The sequence below is a fragment of the Bacillus sp. FSL R5-0286 genome (genome assembly GCF_038593245.1).
GTDB lineage: Bacteria > Bacillota > Bacilli > Bacillales > Bacillaceae > Bacillus > Bacillus altitudinis.
Genome location: NZ_CP151977.1, coordinates 3,648,604 through 3,664,758, shown reverse-complemented (window position 1 = coordinate 3,664,758; position 16,155 = coordinate 3,648,604). Strand labels below are relative to the sequence as shown.

12 protein-coding genes are annotated in these 16,155 nt (G+C 39.7%); 5 read left to right on the top strand and 7 right to left on the bottom strand.

The window, feature by feature from the left end; genetic code table 11:
* The first annotated feature begins 257 nt into the window (after positions 1 to 257).
* The 5 genes from NST24_RS18915 (at position 258) to NST24_RS18895 (ending at position 6,433) form a co-directional block, all read left to right on the top strand.
* Positions 258 to 3,368: a CDP-glycerol glycerophosphotransferase family protein gene (locus NST24_RS18915; protein ID WP_342462117.1), complete on the top strand. Its 3,111-nt coding sequence runs from the start codon at positions 258 to 260 to the stop codon at positions 3,366 to 3,368.
* Between the two features lie 66 nt (positions 3,369 to 3,434).
* Positions 3,435 to 3,773 (top strand): zinc ribbon domain-containing protein YjdM, encoded by a 339-nt coding sequence (locus NST24_RS18910; RefSeq protein ID WP_024720449.1) that lies wholly within the window; start codon positions 3,435 to 3,437, stop codon positions 3,771 to 3,773.
* Between the two features lie 328 nt (positions 3,774 to 4,101).
* Positions 4,102 to 5,031: an ABC transporter ATP-binding protein gene (locus NST24_RS18905; RefSeq protein WP_008347360.1), complete on the top strand. Its 930-nt coding sequence runs from the start codon at positions 4,102 to 4,104 to the stop codon at positions 5,029 to 5,031.
* Positions 5,028 to 5,978, top strand: coding sequence for an ABC transporter permease subunit (locus NST24_RS18900; protein ID WP_144667425.1), 951 nt, complete (start codon positions 5,028 to 5,030; stop codon positions 5,976 to 5,978). Before NST24_RS18905 ends, NST24_RS18900 begins: the two co-directional genes overlap by 4 nt.
* 26 nt (positions 5,979 to 6,004) lie before the next feature.
* Positions 6,005 to 6,433 carry a DUF4064 domain-containing protein gene (locus tag NST24_RS18895; protein ID WP_007497283.1) on the top strand — a complete coding sequence of 143 codons (429 nt, stop codon included), beginning with the start codon at positions 6,005 to 6,007 and terminating at the stop codon, positions 6,431 to 6,433.
* 43 nt (positions 6,434 to 6,476) lie between these two features.
* Here NST24_RS18895 and NST24_RS18890 read toward each other — a convergent pair whose 3' ends face one another.
* The 7 genes from NST24_RS18890 to NST24_RS18860 form a co-directional block, all read right to left on the bottom strand.
* A complete protein-coding gene (locus NST24_RS18890; RefSeq protein WP_058337133.1) occupies positions 6,477 to 7,805 on the bottom strand; it encodes a citrate:proton symporter in 1,329 nt (442 codons plus the stop codon).
* 294 nt (positions 7,806 to 8,099) lie between these two features.
* Positions 8,100 to 10,166, bottom strand: coding sequence for a beta-galactosidase (locus tag NST24_RS18885; RefSeq protein ID WP_342462116.1), 2,067 nt, complete (start codon positions 10,164 to 10,166; stop codon positions 8,100 to 8,102).
* Between the two features lie 23 nt (positions 10,167 to 10,189).
* The gene (locus NST24_RS18880) at positions 10,190 to 11,398 is read right to left on the bottom strand and encodes a glycosyl hydrolase 53 family protein (protein ID WP_342462115.1); all 1,209 of its coding nucleotides are present in this window, start codon (positions 11,396 to 11,398) and stop codon (positions 10,190 to 10,192) included.
* Positions 11,399 to 11,409: 11 nt separating this feature from the next.
* Complete coding sequence (locus NST24_RS18875; RefSeq protein ID WP_007497274.1) at positions 11,410 to 12,252, bottom strand: sugar ABC transporter permease; 843 nt, start codon at positions 12,250 to 12,252, stop codon at positions 11,410 to 11,412.
* A gap of 1 nt (position 12,253) precedes the next feature.
* Positions 12,254 to 13,492, bottom strand: coding sequence for a sugar ABC transporter permease (locus tag NST24_RS18870; RefSeq protein WP_045033662.1), 1,239 nt, complete (start codon positions 13,490 to 13,492; stop codon positions 12,254 to 12,256).
* A 145-nt stretch (positions 13,493 to 13,637) separates the two neighbouring features.
* The gene (locus NST24_RS18865; protein WP_024720442.1) at positions 13,638 to 14,903 is read right to left on the bottom strand and encodes an extracellular solute-binding protein; all 1,266 of its coding nucleotides are present in this window, start codon (positions 14,901 to 14,903) and stop codon (positions 13,638 to 13,640) included.
* A gap of 172 nt (positions 14,904 to 15,075) precedes the next feature.
* Positions 15,076 to 16,071, bottom strand: a complete 996-nt coding sequence (locus tag NST24_RS18860; RefSeq protein WP_110487214.1) for a LacI family DNA-binding transcriptional regulator — start codon at positions 16,069 to 16,071, stop codon at positions 15,076 to 15,078.
* Between the last annotated feature and the right edge of the window lie 84 nt (positions 16,072 to 16,155).

Below are 16,155 nucleotides of genomic sequence, written 5' to 3'. Positions count from 1 at the left end.
GATGTAGATCTACAAGTTTTTTATTATGAAAGTTCTGAAATAACCTTTGAAAACGGATTGAAATCACCATGATATAGGCCCAAAAACAATTTATAACAACTATTCAATTTTGAGATTTTGAATTATAATGTTTAGGATGTCAGTTGGAGGAAATTAGTCCCTCATTGTTGATATATGTTTATGAATTTATAATTTTTGTGAGATTACTTTGTAGTAAGTTGATATAAGTGAAAAATAATTAAAAGGAGTTTTTAAATTTGAAGAACATCAGGGACAAAAAATTGTGGATTTTTAATGCTACTAATTCATTTGTAGGAAATCCTAAATGGTTATTCATTTATGTGAATAAGTATCGTCCAGATATTACTGCATATTGGATGTGTGACGATGAAGAAGTAATTAATAGAATTAGAAGTTTAGGGTACAATGCAGAATTGTACTCTTCTAAAAAAGCAGATAAAATTAAACAGCAGGCAGGGGTTTTTGTTGTACATCAAGTAAAAGAACATATACCTGTATTATTTAAAGACGAAGTTGTCATACTTAATCTATGGCATGGCGTTGGATGTAAATCTATAGAGAGAAAAGTTAATTCAGTCCAATTAAAAGAGAGAATATATAAAAAGTATATTAAATACAATTCTGTCTTTAAGAACAACCAACTCTTTCTAGTCACTTCCCCTTTAATGGAGAATCATTTTAAAGAACAAGTAGGCATAGATGATGACAAAATAATTAGAGCAGGATATCCTGCTGTAACTTATAAAGAGCCATTCTCTTCTTATAATCATGATGTTTTAAAAGAAAAAGGGCTACCTGAAGATACAAAAATTGCATTATATGCTCCTACATTTAGGGATGGATCTACTACTGCATTTTTCGGAAGAGCAATTCCTGATATGGAAAAATTAGTAGAAACACTAAAAGAACAAAATATACTAATGATCTTTAAAATGCACTATTTGGTAAATAATGATTATCAATATAATCTTCTGAAAGAAAAGTACAAAGATTGTCCACATTTACTATTCTGGAATGAAGATAATGATATCTATGAGATCTTCAATAAAATTGATATCGCTATAATGGATTATTCTTCAATATTTTATGATTTGCTTGCAGCTGGTGTCAAACATTTCACACGATATATCTTTGATTATGATGAGTATAATAATTTGCGAGATTTCGTTTTTGATTATAAAGAGATGACTTTTGGAAAAATTAGTAATAATTTTGAAGAGTTATTGGATTACCTGAGCTCTTACAAAGATAATAATGAAGAAGATAGAAGAGAAGAAATTTATGATTTGTTTTGGAAATACACAAATGATAATTCCTTTGAGGAAATTATTGAAAAAACTCTAAAGTTTAGTCCTGAAAAGAGGGACTTTCCTACTTTATATAGTTTTGATCTTTTTGATACGCTCATTCAAAGAAAAACTCTGGAGCCTGTAGGGATATTTTTCTATGTTGGAGAGGCTGCTAGATACAGTGGCCTTAAATTCCCTTCATATTTAGTTGAAAACTATCCACGTGTTAGATCTCAAGCTGAATCTTATGTAAGGGATTATTATAAGAAATCTTTAATTATTCGGGAAGATGATAGATTAGAAATCTTCTTCGATGATATTATGTCGAGGTTACAGGAGCTATATCATTTAACTGATCAACAAGTGGAATTTTTAAGAGCAGAAGAATTTAAGGCAGAAATAGAAAATATTGAACCTATGAAAGATAGAGTACAATACGTTGTAGATCTAATTAATCAAGGGAATGATGTTGTTCTTATTAGTGATATGTATTTACCTAAAGCGGTTATCCTCGAGATGCTAAAAAATGCAGATGAACGTCTTGCTGAATTACCTTTATTTTTATCAAGTGATTATGGAGATCAAAAAACAACAAGAAAACTCTATTTAAGAGTGTTTGAGGAAATGAACTATAATTACAGTAAGTGGGTACATTATGGGGATAATCAAGTGGCTGATTTTAAAGCAGCAAAGTCTTTAAATATTGAAGCTATACATCATAAAATGACAAAATTTAATGCATACGAAAAGCAGCTAGTCAATAGAACAAGAACCTATGATTCTTATTTAACTTCAAATTTATTTGCAAGATTTAGAGAGACAAATAAAGATGAAACTAGTTATTATGCTTATTCCTATGTAAGTCTGTATTTTGTTCCCTATATTCATTGGGCAATTAAACATGCAATGAGAAAAGGAATTGATACGCTTTATTTTATTTCTAGAGATGGTTATTATCTTAAGCTTATAGCGGATTCAATTATTGAGGCGAATAAATATGATATAAAGACCAAATATATTTATGGTTCAAGAAAGGCATGGAGGATTCCATCTTTTATCGATAAAGTGGATGAAGAATTCTATTCTGTGTTTGGAAATTTTGAAGGGATGACAGATTTCGCAAGTGTACTAGATGCACTATCAATGAATGAATCTAAATTCGATGAGATTTTCCCAGAATTAAGTCATTTAAAATCTATTGATAAGATTGATAAGAACACAAAAGAAGCGATTAAAACAACAGCCAAAAACTCTCTAAAATACGAAGCCTATTTATTAAGTAAAGCAAAAGAAGATAGAGAGATCATTACCAAATATTTAAAACAAGAAATAGATTTTAATGAGCGTTTTGCATTTGTAGAATATTGGGGAAGAGGTTACACCCAAGATTGCTTAGATCGGTTACTAAATGACGCATATGGAAGCGAAATAGAGACAATATTTTACTATGCAAGAAGTATTTATCCAACAACAGGTACTTCAGTGCGTTATAATTACACTTCTAAAATGACATCACTAATATTCGTTGAGTCATTATTTGCCAATATACCATATCAAAGCATCACGAGCTATTTTGAAAAAGATGGTATAATTAAGCCGGTGATCAAATCAAGAAGGTACGAAAAGAAACTTCATGATGCCATTAAAGATTATACTGTAGAATTTATTAACCATTTCTATGCTCTACCGCTTACAGATGAGGACAATATTGAGAGAAGTTTATATGATTATGCGGTTGATTATTTCCGAGTACACCCTACAGATCCATACATCTTGAATGTATTTGCTCCTCTGAAGGATTCAGTGAGATTATATGAACCGGAAGTTGAATATGCGCCTGAGATTACGTTAAAAAAGGTCATGCCCAAATTGATCGGGAAACCGATTGATTTGGAGACAAAAAATATGAAAATGTCGGTCGCAAGGTCTTCAAAAAGTATTAAATTTCTGCATAGGTTAGAAAAGAAATATCTTGAGAAAATACAAAAGAGAATAAGAAATAGAATGGCAAGAAATAAAAAAATACTCAAAAATATATCTAATGTATTTAAAGTCTAATTAATAAATCGGAAGGATATCTGTGAGGTGTCTTTCCGACCACTTTATTCTTTGGAGGAAACACAAATGTCTAATCTACCGAATTGTCCATCGTGCAGTTCAACCTATACATACGAGGATGGCAGCATGCTTATTTGTCCAGAATGTGCGCATGAATGGTCGCTAGAACAAGAACAAGCGGAAGAGGAGCAGCTTGTTGTCAAAGATGCGAATGGAAATCTATTAAGTGATGGTGACACGGTCACTGTGATTAAAGATTTAAAAGTCAAAGGTTCTTCTTCGGTTTTAAAAATAGGGACGAAGGTCAAAGGGATTCGTTTAGTCGAAGGCGATCATAACATTGATTGTAAAATTCCTAGCTTTGGCGCGATGAAGTTAAAATCGGAGTTTGTGAAGAAAGTATAATATATGAAAAGAGGCTGTCGATCATCAGCCTCTTTTTTATTTCGATATTTATAGGTGAAAGGTATAATCTTAAACATCATTTCATACATATGTACCTATTGAAAATCATTCTTTTTTTAAAAAATCAAGCCTCTTTTCTTATAAAAATTCACGCTTTTCTTAACTCTACCTTAAAAAAGGCAGATGATTCTCTAAATTTTGCCTAATCCCCTTCACAACTTTTGGGCATTGCTGTACCATATGGAAGTGTTCTTCTATTTTTGACGGATCATGGTGTTTATCAGGAAATAGATGATAGATGATACTTAGACAAAGAAGGAGAGGTAACGTGACGAACGTTTTAGAACTGCAAAATGTATCTAGGCATATTCGCGGGAAAAAGATTGTTCAAGACTTGAGTTTCTCTGTCCAAGCGGGCGAAGTCTTTGGCTTCTTAGGGCCGAATGGCGCAGGAAAAACGACAACCATTCGCATGATGGTCGGTCTTTCTCCCATTACATCCGGTGACATTCTGATTAATGGCCATAGTATTCAAACCTCATATCAGCATGCCATCCAAGATGTAGGTGCAATTATTGAAAATCCAGAAATGTATAATCATTTAACGGCAAGACAAAACCTTGTTCATTTTGCCAGAATGAATGGAAAAGTGGATGAAGGTCGAATTGATGAACTGCTAGAACTAGTTAGTTTGCAGCATGTGAAACATAAGCGTGTCCGTACGTTTTCATTAGGAATGAAGCAGCGTTTGGGGATTGCTCAGGCATTGATACATAAACCGAAACTGCTAATCTTAGATGAGCCGACCAATGGACTAGATCCAGAGGGAATTCGTATGATACGAGATTACTTGAGAAGGCTGGCAAAGGAAGAAGGGCTTGCTGTCATTGTTTCAAGTCACCTCATGTCAGAAATGGAATTGATGTGTGATCGTTTTGCTATTATCCAAAAAGGAAAGCTGATTGCGATTGAGGATCAGCGTGCAGAGACGAAGCAGGATGATTTGGTCAATTATCGAATGAAAGTAGCATCAAGTGAGCTTGAAGAAGCTCAAAAGCTCATTGAAGCATTTGAGGAAGGCATCACAGTTAGAGAAGAGGAGCAGTACTTATTCTTCTCCATCCTAGAAGAGAAAATGCCACAATTGATTCGTCATTTGAGCGAGGCTTCTATTCATTTGTACGAAATCAAAATAGAAAAACAAACCTTAGAAGATAAGTTCTTAAGCTTAACAGGTAAAAAGGAGGCAGACGTATGATTCGCCTCATTCAAAACGAGTGGATGAAAATCAGTTATCGTGTGGGTACTTGGATTATGGTTGGGCTTCTTGTTTTAGGTATGATTGCGACGTTGATTTTTGCACTTAAAACAAATGACGGAGATCAAGCATCCGGTGATTGGAAAACTGAGTTGCAAGAAATCAATAAAGCAAATAAGCAAGAATTGAAAGAGGATAATATAGGATTTTATAAGAGATCCCTTGAAACCGATATAGCGATCAATGAGTATCGAATCAAACATGATCTACCTCCAGCCGATCAATTCGGTAAAAATGCATGGACTTATGTGAAAACAAATGCTAATTTGCTTCAGCTGGTCGGTGTATTTGTGATTATTATTGCAGCCACAATTGTCTCGGCTGAATATAAGCATGGTACAATTAAATTATTACTGATTCGTCCGCCATCCAGGTTGAAGGTTCTTTTGTCTAAATACTTTACCGTTCAACTATATTCACTTTTCCTGATCGCTGTCCTATTTATCTTATCTTTTATCTTAGGTGCGATATTCTTTGGACTAAACAATGATTATGTGTATTTGGCTTATCAAAATGGTGAAGTCATTGAACGGTCTCAGTTTGCAAATATGGTCTCTTATTATTTGGCGCATTGTGCTATGTTTGTTGTATTAGGGACACTTTCTTTTGCCATCTCAACGGTGTTTAGAAGTGAGGCCATTTCCATAGCAATTAGTGTATTAGCCTATGTTGTCGGAGCATCCATCACAAGCATTTTGATGTTCTTCTTTGATTGGGCGAAATACTTATTGTTTGCCAACGATCCTGTACAGTATTTCGCAGAAACACCTACTTATATCGAAGGCATGTCCCTAGGATTCTCACTAACGGTCCTAGTCATTTATTGGGCCATCTTCTTGGCGGTTGCTTTAATCGTCTTCCAAAAGCGAGAAGTAAAAACAGGTTAATTTAACTTTTTAGGAGGTTTCTATCAATGATTAAGCGTAAAGGTGAAAAAATTATGGGGATAATCAGTATTGTCCTCAACGTAATTGGTGTTGGTTTTGGGGCATTGATGCTCTCTGTGGACCCAGCATTTTATGAAGAAATGAATGAAATTTTACAAGAGGAAGGCAGCGCCTTGCCAGTTGAAACACTTGAGGCATCGGTTCATGCCTTTGGCGTTCAGTTTATGGTTGTTTCCGCAATTGCGGCTGTCTTAGCCCTTGTTGGTGTGATTGTTTTGAAAACAGACCGCCGTGCTGTGCTTTCTGGTATTCTTTTCTTGGTTTCGGCTGTGACTCTTTTAATTGGAACTGTTGGTCTTGCTTTCGTTCCGATGATCTTGTTGCTAATCGTTGGATTGATGTCACTCATTAGAAAACCGAAAACAGACATTCACACGAGTGAGTATCCTTCATAATTCAAAGAAAAAGACATGCGCTGGTTTGCGCATGTCTTTCTTTTTATATGATGCCAATCAGTTTGGCGATGATGAGTAAAACGATACTGAACCCCCACATCCAAAAGAAGGAGTAGCGGATATGTTTCCCCATATCGACCCCTGCAAGACCGATGGCAAGCCATACAGCAGGTGCAAGGGGGCTGACAAAGGTGCCGATGATATTTCCAATCATCATGGCGTATGCCGCAGATGTCCCTGACACACCAACCTCTGATGTAATCGATTCGACAATCGGCAAGAGTGCATAATAATAGGCATCCGTACTTGTCAGCATATCAAGCGGAACCCCAAATATCCCCACAATGATATGTAAAAATGGCAGTAAGAAAGCTGGCAAAATGTGAATACTGTCTACTGCAATCGCCTTCAGCATGCCCGTTCCTTCAAGAATTCCTAAAAAAGAACCTGCGGAGAAAATTACAGCTGCCATCATTAGTGCACTTGGAGCATGCGCCTTAATTCTCTCCATTTGTACATTCACATTCGGATAGTTCACCAAAAGTGCTAGTGAAAGACCAATCATAAACATATAACTAGCAGGAATCACGTTCAGCACGAGAAGGACAACAACAGCTAAAAATAGAATGAGATTGACCCACATTAAGTGATAACGCTTTAAAGACGCATCGCCTGTTTCGCTGATCGATTGAATGGCACGATCCCAATCAGCGCCTTCTAATTGGACAGCAGCTATTTCATTTGCCGCGATTTTCACCCGAATTCGTTTTTCTTCTCTTTTTCCTAAAATGAATGCCATTCCTAATACGAGCACGACCCCGATCAGCTGAATGGGAATAAGCGGTACCCACAGTTCAGATGGGTCCATATTTAGGACACTAGCTGCCCGTCCTGTGGGGCCAGCCCATGGAATCATATTGGTTAATCCAGCACTCGTTCCGATTAACAATAGCAATAAATAAGGACTCATATGTAATTTTTTATAAAGCGGAAGCAGTGCAGGTACAGTTAATAAAAAGGTTGTAGCGCCTGCTCCGTCTAAGTGTGCGATGACCCCAATCAAGGCAGTTCCCATCGCAACTGTGACAACATTCCCTTTTGTCAGCTTGATTAACGCTTTAATTACAGGTTCAAAGAACCCTGTATCTTGTAAAATGCCAAAAAATAAAATGGCGAAGATAAACATGGTCGCCACTGGCAAAACTTTGATAATCCCTTGTTCAAAGAAAGTTTGAATGTCATTGATACCAAATCCTGCGATGAGCGCCCCTATTAAAGGCACCATGACCATGGCGACAATTGGACTTGCTTTCCCCCAAATCAGCAAAACAACAATCGTTAAAATAATCAACAATCCAACAAACGTTAACATAAGCCCCTCCCCCTACAATAAACCGTTTACATTTGTTTGTTTTTTTACCAATGCAATCCCACATTTGCATTGAAAAAAAGAGTATCAAAAATATGAGTATTAGGCAACCGCTTTCATACCTATACAATGGTAAAAAAGGATGGCGAGGCCAATCATGGTGCGGTGTTCAATATGTCAAAAAATTTAGATAAAAAATAATACTTCTATTGATAATCTACTATCGGGAGAAAATATATAGGTATTTAGATTCAACAAAAAGTAAAAAGCGCCCTTTGGATGGACGCTTCTTTCACACTATTTTTTCAAAATAACGTATTCGTAAGGATTCAGTTGTAACCGTCGAGATGTATGCTGTCCAGTCAGCATATTTTCATAGCTTTCCGCTGAATCTAGTGAAATGTTCTGTTGCTGTTCTGTAAAATTCATCATAAACACAAAGTCCTGCGATCCATCTGTTCGTTTCTGGACGCTGACTCCCTCTGGAATTGAAGAGGAGAGGATCGGCTTTATCCCTATTCCTGTGATGAGATCTTCGTAAAAATCATCATAAAACGCTTGCTCATTTTCAGAAGCCATATAGTATGCTTTCCCTTTGCCAAATGGACGGACAGTAAGGGCGGGCTGTCCTTCATAGCAGCCATTCTCAAAATGCCCTAACACAGAGGCTGATTCTGGGTGAATGGATTCGCAATATTGCCCGACATGGTAGGTGCGTCCATTTCCTGTGGTCATTAAGATGTGTTCATCTGGCATCAATGTGTTGATTTCCTCTGCCCAAACACCAAGTACATGGCGGAGAGGGCCAGGGAAACCACCGAGGAAACAGAGGTCGTTTTCATCGACCATGCCGCTCCAGTATGTTGCCACAAAAATGCCGCCCTCTTTGACAAATGCTTCGATCTTTTCTGCCACGCCTGGTTTGATCATGTAGAGCATTGGCCCCACAAGCACTCGATAGGATGAGAAGTCCTTTTCCATCCCGACAATATCAACAGGGATGCCCTTTTTCCAGAAACTGCGATAGTGAGTTTGGCAAGCCTCTACATAGCGTTTGTTGGTATTATTTAAGCCTTGCGCGTCATCAATAGCCCAATGGTTTTCCCAATCATATATGATGGCGACCTCTGGTTGAACGGATGTACCCGCAATCGGTTGAAGCTGCTCCAGCTGTTTTCCTAAATCAGCGACTTCTTGAAACACACGCGTGTGTTCATGTCCTGAATGATCCACAACAGCGCCGTGGAATTTTTCAGAGGCGCCCCGGCCTTGTCTCCACTGGAAATAAAGGACGGAGTCGGACCCGTGGGCAATCGCCTGCATGGCAGAGAGGTGTGCCATTCCTTTATGCTTCACCTTATTCACTTCATGCCAGTTCACGAGGCTTGGTGTGCTTTCCATCACAAGAAACGGCTGACCGCCCTTTAATGAACGATACAAATCGTGAACGAAGGCGACGTTTGACGCTAATTCTGCAGTGGTTTCTCTGCCGCTATGCCATGCTGGATAGCTATCCCATGAGATCACGTCGACTTCTTTTGCAAATTGATGATAATCCAGTCCAAGGAATGGACGCATATGCGGATAGTCGCCCATAAAATTGGTGGTTACTGGAACATGAGGTGTTAATTCTCTCAGCGGTTCAATCTCATTTTGATAAAAATTGATCGTTTGCGCTGTGACAAAACGCTTCCAGTCTAGGTTCATGCCATGAATCATGTGCTCCCCGTGCGGTGCAGGTGACTCGATTTGTGACCAATCGGTAAAGGTGTGGCTCCAAAATCCCGTCCACCATGCTTGATTCAAAGCTTCAAGGTCATGGTTGTATTTGTCTTTCAAATAGTCTCTAAATGCTTCTTGGCAAAGATCACAATGACATTCGCCGCCGTATTCATTTGAAATGTGCCACATGATCAGCGCTGGGTGGTCCTTGTAGCGTTCAGCAAGCAAACGATTGAGTGTATTCGTTTTTTCTCGATAAACCGGTGAGGTGAAGCAATGATTATGGCGAAGTCCGTGTAAGTTGCGCTGGCGGTTTGCTTCAACGCGTAAGACTTCTGGATATGTTTGCGAGAGCCAAGCAGGTCTTGCTCCGCTTGGCGTGGCGAGAATGGCGTGAGCTCCCTGCGCTGCCAAGCGATCCATGATATCATCCAGCCAGGCAAAATCATATTCCCCTTCTTTTGGCTCGAGCTTGCTCCAAGCGAAAATGTTGATAGAGAATGTTTGACAGTGTGCAAGCTTCATTAATCGAAAATCTTCGTCAATGATCTCCGGCATATGAAGCCATTGATCAGGATTATAGTCGCCACCATGCAAAAAGCCTTTCACATTTGGGTGAACGAGTGGGTAACGCTTTCCCATTTTGTCACGTCCTATCTGTTTAATTACGGTGTCATTTGTTTAAATACATCAAGAGAAGGCAGGGCTTTTCCGTTGAAATCAAACATGGCCTGATTTTCCCAAGCATTCCCGACTGTGCCGGTTGTTTGAATATAAGCGAGCCCGTATTGACTAGACCATGGCGCACCTTTTGCTGGAATCCAAAGCGGCTCCCAATAAAAGAACCCTTTCCCGCGATTGTTTTTTACTTGTGAAATTTTTTCTGATAGATCTCGTATAAAAGATGCCTGCCCTTGTGGTGATGCTGGATAACCGGCCGTATTGACTGAATCTTGGTTAAATGAGTTATCGAGGTTGTCACCATTTGCTGTTGTAAAGCCGTAGGCGGTTTCTACCACGATGACATCTTTGTTATAGCGGGCGCTAATATCATTCATGTTGCTAGTAAGACCGCTAAATCCCCCGTCCCAATACGGGTAGTAAGATAAACCGATCGTATCGAACGAAACGCCTCGTTTGGTGATTTCATCAAACCACCAGCGAGATGCACCATTGTCCCCTCCATGTGCAAGATGAAGCATGACTTTGATGTTTGAATCGACAGAGCGGACAGCATTTGTCCCCGCTTTTAGCAAAGCAGCGAGTCGGTCAAATTCACCGCCGCCTTCACCCCAGCTCTTTCCGTTCGGCCAAAGCATACCTGAATTCAATTCATTCCCGACCTGTACCATATTTGGTAGGGCATTTTGTGCTTTCATCGCTTTAAGTACATCGCTTGTGTAAGTGCCAACAGCTTTTTCTAAATCGCTTTGGGAGAGATTGGCCCAAGCTTTCGGTTTGAACTGTTTACCGGGATCGGTCCAGAAATCACTGTAGTGAAAATCAAGCAGCACTTTCATGTTTTGTGCTTTTGCACGTTTCGAGAGAGCAATGGCGGTATGTAAATCGTTTGTCCCCCCGTTATAGGCACGGCCTTGGTTGTCGTATGGATGGTTCCAGAGTCTGATGCGCACATAGTTGACACCTTTCTCTTTTAATAGCTTGAGCGGATCAACCTGCTGCCAGTTTTGGTTGTAGTATTTGCCGCCGCTTCGCTCCACTTCTGCGAGCATGGAGATATCGGCTCCTTTGATGAAATCACCTTGCAATCCATTGATCGGTTTCACCGAAATCGTATCAGCCTTTGCTTCAGGCAGAATACCTAACCCCATCAGAAAGAAAACGACAACAGTGACAAGCAACCATTTCTTCATCAAATCTCCCCTTATCCTTTTGTCCCGCCTTGTGTGAGGCCGGATACAAATTGTTTTTGTAAAACAAGAAACAATAAAGCAACTGGAATCGCAATGAGTAAAGCCCCGGCTGCAAAGGTCGTGTAGCTGGCACCCATTTTGTCTGATACAAGATTGTATAGACCGATTGGGAGCGTATACATTTCGGGTGAGCGGACAATGACACTGGAGATAATGAAATCACCCAGCGGTCCTGTAAATGAGTTGATGGCAACAACGGCTAAAATCGGCTTGGCAAGTGGCATAATAATTTGGATGAAAATCCGGAAATGCCCTGCGCCATCCATTCTGGCTGATTCATCGAGATCCTTTGGAATCGCATCAAGATAGCCTTTCATTAAATACGTATTCATCGGGATTTGTCCGCCTGCATAAATCAAAATCAATGCGAGGTGGCTGTTAATGAGTCCAAGCATTTGAGCCAATACAAAAATGGCAATCAGCGCTGAAAATTGAGGAATCATTTGCAACAGCAAAAAGAGCATCAGTCCATTCTTGCGTCCTTTGAATCGGAACCTAGAAAAGGCATAACCTGTAAAGCTGACAAGGATCAACGTTAAGAGCATAGTCGCAATACTGATTTTCATTGAGTTCCAATACCATTTTGCATAAAGTGCCCCCTGACCGAAGAAGAGTTCTGTAAAGTGGCTGAACGTTGGATTCTTCGGAAACATGCTTGTGCTCATCAGGCTGTTCCCAGGATTAAAGGAAGCGCCGATCGTCCAAAGGAGTGGATATAGAATACAAACGGAGGCAATGAAAAGGATGAAATAAGTGATACTCAGGCGAATGAGCTTATTTTGTTTTGATCCCATATCACATCATGTCCTCCTCTTTGAATGAATTCGTTCTCTTAAACTGCCAAAGTGCAATGGCAATGACGAAGATTGACAGTAAGATTGTAACAGCGGCAGCGAGTGCATATTGAGAAGACTGCATCGTCAGTTTGTAAATCCAAGACACCAAGATGTCTGTTCCCCCCGCTGTGGATCCAGCAACAGGCGGCCCCCCGCCATTAAATAAATAGATGATATTAAAGTTGTTAAAGTTAAACGTATATTGCGTGATTAATATAGGTGCAATTGAATAGAGGACAAGCGGTAATGTAATGGAACGGAATTTCTGAAAGAAATTTGCCCCATCAATGGTTGCAGCCTCGTATAAATCTTCAGGAATGGCCTGCAAAACGCCAGTTGTCATAATGAACACAAAAGGAAAACCAAGCCAAGTCTGCATCGCAATAAGAGCGATTTTGCTCCAAAATGGATCTGTCAGCCATGGTTTTGGATCAATTCCAATCGATGCAAAAAGGGTATTGTTGATCGCACCAAACGTGTCGTTAAACAATCCAGCAAACACCAAAATGGTCACAAATCCTGGAACAGCCCACGGCAGAATCAAAATCGTTCTGAAAAACCGTTTTCCTTTTAAATCTTTTTGATTGAGCAGAACCGCTAGGAAAATGCCGACAGCACATTGAAGGGTCGATGCAGCCAACGTCCATACAACCGTCCAGCCTAGTACATCAATGAATGTGTCTCTCCAAATATCGATTGAAAAGATATTTTGAAAGTTTTTGATGCCTACCCAATCAATGAGATTGGCAGGAGGCGAGTGGTATAAATCATAGTTTGTAAAGGCCAGCGCAAAGCTGAACATAATAGGAAAGACAACAGAGAATAGAAGTAAAAAGAAAGCAGGAGTGCTCATTAAGTAAGGAAAGCCTTGGTCGATGAGCTGATGGTATTGAGCACGGATGGAATGAAGCGGAACCCCTTGATCACGTTTCTTTCCGTTCATAAATGCATCACGTATCATGAGTACATAAAAACCGATGCCAAATCCAGCTGTTAAAAGTGCAATAATTCCTTTTGCTAAAAGGAAAACAGAGTTGTCACGAGGCAGCATCGTACCAAGTGTGAACAGCCCCCAGAAGCCAATATTGAATAAATCATAAAACACAAGTAGAAAAGAAACGCCAAACAGGAAAAAGAGTGCCCCTTTGCCATACTGTTTGTTGTATATTTGCCCCATCCCGGGTATAAGAGAGAACATTAGCGCCCGTCTCCGGTGTGTCTTTGATTCCACTATGTGTGTGCGGTCTAGTTCAAGGTTACCCGTCACGTTTAACACCTACTTCATATGAAATTAGATCAAGTGCAGGCAGCATGATAGATGAACAGCTACCTGCGCTTGGGGTTTATTTGGAGTGATTCGCTTTAATTTGCGAGTCGATTTGTTTGACCGCATCATCAAATGCCTTTTTCACATCGGTACGGCCAGTCGCAATCAGCCCTAATGCGCTGTCAATCGGCTTCCACACCTCTGCCATTTCTGGATTGTTCGGTGTCAGCGTGGCATATTTCGTTTGCTTTGAAACAGCATCCGCATTAGCGTTTTCAGTAATGACTGGGTCTTTCATCAGCTTTTTCACTGGTGGAATTTCCTCTGTTACTTCAAAGCGCTTTTTCGAATTTTTTTCGTTCGTGATAAACTCAACAAATTTCTCGGCAAGTTCTTTATTTTTAGAATAAGAGGAGACGTTGTAGCTCTTTACACCTAAGAACGAGCTCATATGTTTTCCGTTAGGGAGTGTTGGCAGTTCCGTCACGCCATAGTCGATACCCGCTTCTTTATAAGGACCAAATGACCATGGACCAGAAATCACAGCCGCTGCCTTTTTCTCAGTGAATAAGGAATTGAGGACATTGATTCCTTGCTCACCAATGATGCCTTTCGGGAAAAGACCTTCGCTAAAGAATGTCTGAATGTATTTTCCGCCTTCGATGGCACCATCGTTATTAAGACCAATATCATTGACGTCATAAGAACCATCGTCTTTCTGTTTGAAAATATAGCCACCTGAACCGCCTAATACACTTTCTGCGTAATAAATTTCATCCCACTTCGCAACAAAACCGTATTTCCCGTCCTTTGTCAGCTTTTTCGAAAGGTCATACCAGCCATCGAGTGTCGTTGGTGCCTTTTTCACAAGGTCTTTGTTATAGAAAAGCACAGTGGTTTCAACGGATTTTGGCAGGCCATACAGCTTGCCATCTATCGTTTGTGATTGAATCGATTCGTCTGTGAAGGAATTGATTACTTTTTCATCTGGTTTGATTTCTTGTAACAATCCCTCTGTGACAGCTGATCCAATTTGGTCGTGAGGCATGGTGATGACATCTGGACCAGTGCCGGCTGCGCCATCAAGACGAAGCGCTTCAATTTGGTCGGCATATGCTTTTTCGACCACTTTGACTTTCACGTCGTTTTGTTTTTCAAATTCTTTGACGGCGTCTTGAATCCCATCAGACTTTTTGACATCCTCCCACACTAGCAAGGTCTTTGTACCTGTAGATGCCGGCTGTGTACCGCTTGAATTGTCATCTCCTGGTCCGCATGCTGACAGCAGCAGCACAGCAGTACCAACGACTGCCGATAATGTCGCCCATTTTCCCTTTTTCATTCGTAATCCCCTCTCGTTCTTTTTTCACAGATGATAAGAAAACGCTTTCTTAATGTGAGAATATCAACTTGAGTAAAAAAAGTAAACACATTTTATTAAATTTATTAAGTAAAATTTTTTACTGAAATAAAGAGAAAAGAAGCCCACCATATACGGCAGGCCTTCCAGCTGTTTATATCGTGCTTTTCCGAAAGACAGGTTCTGAGGCAATCAGCACGGTTTTTGGTAATGTTCTGCCATCAACCAGTCTTTCTAAAAGTAAATCGACAGCTGTTTCGCAAAGTAAAGAGGTATGGATGTGATAAGTTGTGAGCGGTGGTGACACATATTGAGAGACGTGAATATCGTTGATACTAAAGACACTCACTCGATTTGGTAAAGAAAAACCGCGTTCATTTAATGCTTGTAAACAGCCTATCGCAAGAGGATCACTTGCGACACAAAAAGCGGTTGGCAGGTGATCGCCGAGCTCGTCGATCGCCTTCATCATCAATGAATAGCCTTCATCTACAGAGAAGTGGTGACCGATATAGACCAATTGTTCATCCAGTTTGTTGTGTGCTGTCATGTACTGGCGGAAGGTCGTTTCACGAATATCTGGAATCCGCCTATTTGTATTGAGATCAAGATCTGTCCCGCCAATGAATCCAATGGATGTGTGCTGTTTTTCGATAAAAGAATCGATAATCTTTTCTACAATTCGTTTCAGGTTTGGTTTCACAGAATCAAAGCGGTCTTCATCTGGTGATGTATCAATAAAGACGATATGTTTTGTGATCGCATATAATTGATCAAGCTCAGTTTTTTTAAATCGACCGATGGCGATGATGCCTTCTGTAGAAGGATCAATCGATTGAAGACCATCAGATGGTTTGTAAGCGGTAACATTTAAGCTTCTGGTATTGGTGAGTTCCTCAATGCCTAGACGAATGGATTTAAAATAAATATCTTCAAGCTCTTCTTTTTCGGTCATCCAATAGAGAAAGGCAATTTTTTTTAGTGAATGTTTAAATGTCTTTTTTTGATAGGACAAAGCTTCTGCTGCCGCGTATACTCTCTCACGTGTTTGATCCGTAACCGATAGGTTGGGATCTTGGTTCAGTACGCGAGACACGGTAGCGATGGATAATCCGGCTTTTTCCGCAATGTCCTTTATTTTAGCTGCCAAGTCAGCACCTCCTATAGAAAATATCTCCTTTCAGTATAGAGTCTTTAAAAAAATTAGTAAATATTTTTATTAAATTGATTGGTT

Bases quoted from the DNA above. Each gene is read 5' to 3' on its own strand.
- NST24_RS18910 (WP_024720449.1), top strand. From the start codon at position 3,435: ATGTCTAATCTACCGAATTGTCCATCGTGCAGTTCAACCTATACATAC.
- NST24_RS18900 (WP_144667425.1), top strand. From the start codon at position 5,028: ATGATTCGCCTCATTCAAAACGAGTGGATGAAAATCAGTTATCGTGTG.
- NST24_RS18895 (WP_007497283.1), top strand. From the start codon at position 6,005: ATGATTAAGCGTAAAGGTGAAAAAATTATGGGGATAATCAGTATTGTC.
- NST24_RS18890 (WP_058337133.1), bottom strand. From the start codon at position 7,805: ATGTTAACGTTTGTTGGATTGTTGATTATTTTAACGATTGTTGTTTTG.
- NST24_RS18885 (WP_342462116.1), bottom strand. From the start codon at position 10,166: ATGGGAAAGCGTTACCCACTCGTTCACCCAAATGTGAAAGGCTTTTTG.
- NST24_RS18880 (WP_342462115.1), bottom strand. From the start codon at position 11,398: ATGAAGAAATGGTTGCTTGTCACTGTTGTCGTTTTCTTTCTGATGGGG.
- NST24_RS18875 (WP_007497274.1), bottom strand. From the start codon at position 12,252: ATGGGATCAAAACAAAATAAGCTCATTCGCCTGAGTATCACTTATTTC.
- NST24_RS18870 (WP_045033662.1), bottom strand. From the start codon at position 13,492: ATGTTCTCTCTTATACCCGGGATGGGGCAAATATACAACAAACAGTAT.
- NST24_RS18865 (WP_024720442.1), bottom strand. From the start codon at position 14,903: ATGAAAAAGGGAAAATGGGCGACATTATCGGCAGTCGTTGGTACTGCT.